Raw genomic sequence first — 4,434 nt, forward strand, 5'->3', positions numbered from 1 at the left:
TTCGAGAAGCTAGATGTCATGTTCCTTGGATTCCTCAGCTTCGTCCTAGTCGTTGATGGGCTTCGGATGTGTTAACAGGCCCTAGTCGCGACGGTGATCTGCGCACGGCGCCCGTTTGGATACGGGCGTACGATGGACGCACCCAGCTGGCTATGGTGTCGGCCGAGTTGGCGAGCGCGCGCTGGCCTGACCTGCTGCGGCAGCTTGCTGCAGGGGGCTTGGGTAATGGCATGAGGGCAGCTGTGCAGCTGCTGGCGCTGGCAAACAATGCCCATGCCTTTGCAGACGGCAATGGCCGCCTGGGACGTGCGCTGTTCAATTTCTGCCTGCATCGCGCCGGCCTCCGAGACGGGTGCTACGTACCACTAAAGATGCTTACTGTGCTGTCCCGTGGCGGCTACGAGTTGCGCTTGCGCGAGGCGGAGCTTTATGGTCGTTGGGATGGGCTATATGCCTATCACTGCGCGGCAATCAAACTTTATTTATGGCTGGGGAAGCAACCGTCCTCGCCTGATCAGAACGAGGACGTCTGATGTTTAACAAGCGCTATTGGAGAGTGCATAGGTCAGCGAATGCGGACTAGCGTGTCTGGCGGTCTGCTCATCTGTGCTTGGGGCGGATCTGGAGATGAGCGAGCTGCGACGTAAATACCATAATTCGCAGCGCGGAGTGGATTTGAACCAGCTGATCGCGCTGGCCAGTGTGCTGGATATGCAGTGTCGGCCCGTGCGCTGTGAGCCCAGCGACCTGCAACACTTAGGCACGCCGGCCATCCTTCATTGGAAACTCAATCATTTCGTAGTGTTGGAAAAGGTCTCACGCGGTCGCTTCCACATCATTGATCCGGCACATGGCTCGTTATCCTTCAGCGAAACTGAGGTTTCCAAGGCATTCACCGGTATCGCGATGGAGGTCAGTTCTTCGCCAAGCTTCCGTCCACGCAAACAGCGGTCTCCACTCAGTATCTGGTCGATGATCCGCTTCAAAGGTGGCGTGGGTACTGCGTTGTTCCATGCCAAGGTTTACACACTTCTGCTTCAAGGCTTCGTGCTGCTGTCACCGTTCTTCATGCAGCTTGCGGTCGATGAAGGCGTCTTGCGCGGCGACCGAGGCTTCCTGATGGCGTTGGCACTGGGATTCGGCGCTGTTGCCATGTTCAATAGCTTGGCCGAAGCAATGCGCGGGATCACCCTGCAGCGCGCCTCCGCATTAATGGGCTGGGACATGAGCAGGCGTCTGTTCCATCATCTGATAAGCTTGCCCCTGACTTGGTTTCATCGGCGCCGCCTTGCCGATGCACTCTCCCGAATTGAGTCAATCGACCCTATCCGACAACTGATCGCCAACGGGCTTATAGGTGCTTTGCTTGACGGCGTGCTGGCACTGGGCATTATCGTGCTGATGCTCGTTTATTCGCCGATGATGAGTCTAGTTGCCTTGACTGCGCTATCACTGTACGTAGCGATGCGCGTGGCGACCATCCCACTTTCCATGAAGATGGGCATGGCCAGCCTACAGGCGAGCATCGCTGAACGTGGAACGCGCATCGAGACACTGCGCGCAATGCAATCAATTAAGACGATGGGCGGCGAGTTCTCGCGTGAGGCGATCTGGGCAAACAAGTATGCAGATATGGTACGCGCGTCGTTGAACAGCGCAAACCTGCAGATCGGTATTGGTGCGGGACGTACACTGCTGGACGGCATCAGTTTGGTGGCGATTGTCTACATCGGCGCCCAAGCCGTGCTAGCTAACTCTCTTACGGTAGGCGCGCTGTACGCCTTCGTCGCCTATCGGCAGCAATTAAGCAGCCGGCTTACCACCCTGGTGGACCAGTGCATCACCTGGCGCCTGACAGAACTCCATTCGGACCGCATCGCCGATATCGCCCTCAGCCCTAGCGAAGAGGGATTTAGCAAGGATCCTTCTGCGTCGGATAGCATCGACGGACATATCCAGCTCCGCTCCGTTTACTTCCAATATTCGCCGCAAGAAGCACCGACTCTGAGAGACATTAATCTATCGATCGCGCCGGGTGAGTTTGTCGCCATCACAGGTCCTTCCGGGTGTGGCAAGAGCACTCTGGTAAAGATCCTCACTGGATTGTATCCGCCTAGTGGGGGCGAACTCCTCTATGACGGGCTCAGCATTGCTAGCTGGGGCACCCGCGTGATCCGTCAACGTATAGGCGTGGTTATGCAGGACGATGAACTGCTCACTGGCTCAATCATGGAGAACGTGACCTTCTTTGCCGAGCGCCCGGATATCGTCTTGCTATGGAAGTGCTTGGAGATGGCGGCGGTGAAGGAAGATGTACAGCGCATGCCGATGCAGCTAGAAACGCTTGTAGGTGACATGGGCTCCACCCTTTCCGGCGGCCAAAAGCAACGGCTACTGCTGGCCCGCGCCCTGTATCGCAAGCCGATCATCTTAGTACTGGATGAAGCTACCGCTAACCTGGACGTAGCGCGCGAGACACGCATCTACCAAGCCCTGGCGCAGCTTGATATCACACGTATCCTAATCACTCACCGACCCGATACCATGCGCCTGGCCGATCGTCTGGTGCGAATAGACCAAGGGCGGATTGTTGGAGATATCCGCAAGCCAGTAGCGGCCACCTCAGCACCAGTCCCGCAGACTAATCTCACTCCTGTCGGCGTCTTGCCGCCATCAGCGGTTCCAGGATCCAATCCAACAGTGAGCGTTTTTCCAGAACAAGATCGGCTTTGAGGCGCATACCCGGCGTCAGGGTAAGCGCTTTACCGTATGCCTGCATCTGCTGGGCATCTAGCGCAGCCAGTAAGCGATATTGGCTTTCTACGGCCTGCAGGTCGGCTGGCAGTTCGTCCGGCGAAGTCGGAGAGCGCGCGATCTTCGCGATGCGCGCATGGCCAACCCCAAACTTCTGGTAGGGAAAAGCGTCGTACATCAGGCGGACTTCCGTTCCGACATCAACAAAGGCAATGGCAGAAGAGGGGACCCATAGCTCAGCAAACAGTTCCGAGTCTTCCGGCATCATCACGCCCAGCGTGCGCCCAGCGGCAACTGTAGCGCCCGGCTTAGCCTGCAACCAAGTCACTTGCCCGGTTGATTGGGCAACCAGGGTGAACTGGGTGCCCAGTTTGTAATTGATCGCTTTCTCGCGTGCGCCCAGCAGGTCAGACAGCGCAGTAGCACGGTTTGTATCCCGCTCGGCGCTCAATCGACCCAGCTCATGCCGTAGCTGTTCATGTTCCTGCTTGAGCTGAGCGATACGGGTTTGTAATTCAGCCACCGATTGACGCACATTGAGTACTCGCACTTCCGAATCGCGATATTGCAGTTCCGAAACCAACTTATCCGCACGCAGGCGCCCCAGATCGTGCACGGTCTTCTCAGCGATGACCTGCTGTTGCTCGTAAAGCATTACATTTTCGCGCAGCACAGAAAGCTGGCGGTTCGTACCCAGCATACGCTCACGGATTCCTGCTTCCTGACTTTTCAGAGATGCTTCTGCAGCGTGTTCGCGATCCATCGAAGCTTGGGTCAGGCGCTCGGCCATGCCAGAAAGGATGGTTCCCGTGCTTTCGCCTGTGTCCATGACCGAATCCACCGAGACGCTGACGATTGGATCGCCACGGCGAACCTTTGCACCTTCTTCCACGTGCACGTTGCTAACGATGCCCGAGCGTTGGCTGGTGATCGGCAGCAATCCGCGCGAGGGGACCAGCGCTCCCGATACGGTTTCCTTTCTCGGGAATGAGGTGGTTACCAAGAAAAGGAAAGTTAAACCTAGTAGAGCGAGCACAAAGGTGGTGGCGAGCCACATACCCACTCCAGGAGCGTTCACCGGCGAACCGAAGCGCTGTGTCGCGGATTCGATCGCTTCTTTGCGAAATAGCCGAACTTCTTCCACGTTATAGTCCTTACTGACTGGTTCCATCTATCCTGTCGCGCGCCCTTAATTAGGCGACAATGGTTGGAGCACGCGTTTTCGTTCCATTCGATAGAAAATTAGGTTCCTCCGCCACTAATGAAATTTTTAATTAGCATGCATACTTACCATAAAAGTGAAGAATGACGCCGTCAGAAAATCCTGATTTTTGGTAAATAGTTGTTCGCCGACTAGTGGACATACGATGTTCTGCATGTATTCGTCTTAGCACACCGGTCCGTCGCCTCCCGCCGAAGTGTGGCGTCTACTGAAAGAATGAATTCCGCGCATCCAGAATTACGAGCGCTTCATAAATTTCATTGTGGCGTACGACAGATCAGTGAGCCTGTGCTGGAGTTTTCATCTCCAAGCCCTTGAGGATTCAAACTATCGACAACAAGCACTAGCTTACTCCGCGGCTTCAACTCTGGATCGCAACACCAACGGTTGTGAAGTGGCCCAGGCGACCTGACCTGACAACTTCACCGCCAAGTGGAGTTACCCATGTCATCCAGTCG

Annotated in this window: 3 protein-coding genes and 1 pseudogene; 3 read left to right on the forward strand and 1 reads right to left on the reverse strand. The window is 56.0% G+C overall.

The window, feature by feature from the left end:
• Positions 1–152 precede the first annotated feature (152 nt).
• The 3 genes and pseudogenes from XcyCFBP4188_RS22010 (at position 153) to XcyCFBP4188_RS22015 (ending at position 2,733) form a co-directional block, all read left to right on the forward strand.
• Positions 153–533, forward strand: a complete 381-nt coding sequence (locus XcyCFBP4188_RS22010; protein ID WP_233367666.1) for a Fic family protein — start codon at positions 153–155, stop codon at positions 531–533.
• 46 nt (positions 534–579) lie between these two features.
• Positions 580–915: pseudogene (locus XcyCFBP4188_RS23610) on the forward strand (cysteine peptidase family C39 domain-containing protein); the annotation flags it as partial.
• A 57-nt stretch (positions 916–972) separates the two neighbouring features.
• Positions 973–2,733 carry a peptidase domain-containing ABC transporter gene (locus tag XcyCFBP4188_RS22015; protein ID WP_267929463.1) on the forward strand — a complete coding sequence of 587 codons (1,761 nt, stop codon included), beginning with the start codon at positions 973–975 and terminating at the stop codon, positions 2,731–2,733.
• On the opposite strand, the gene XcyCFBP4188_RS22020 is transcribed toward XcyCFBP4188_RS22015, so the two are convergent.
• Complete coding sequence (locus XcyCFBP4188_RS22020; RefSeq protein ID WP_157732766.1) at positions 2,648–3,898, reverse strand: HlyD family secretion protein; 1,251 nt, start codon at positions 3,896–3,898, stop codon at positions 2,648–2,650. The two genes, XcyCFBP4188_RS22015 and XcyCFBP4188_RS22020, sit on opposite strands and share 86 nt — an antisense overlap.
• Positions 3,899–4,434 lie beyond the last annotated feature (536 nt).

Origin of the sequence: Xanthomonas hortorum pv. cynarae (genome assembly GCF_002939985.1) — a bacterium.
GTDB classification, from domain to species: domain Bacteria; phylum Pseudomonadota; class Gammaproteobacteria; order Xanthomonadales; family Xanthomonadaceae; genus Xanthomonas; species Xanthomonas hortorum_D.

Coding starts and splice junctions, on each gene's coding strand:
- XcyCFBP4188_RS22010 (WP_233367666.1), top strand. CDS start 153: ATGGTGTCGGCCGAGTTGGCGAGCGCGCGCTGGCCTGACCTGCTGCGG.
- XcyCFBP4188_RS22015 (WP_267929463.1), top strand. CDS start 973: ATGATCCGCTTCAAAGGTGGCGTGGGTACTGCGTTGTTCCATGCCAAG.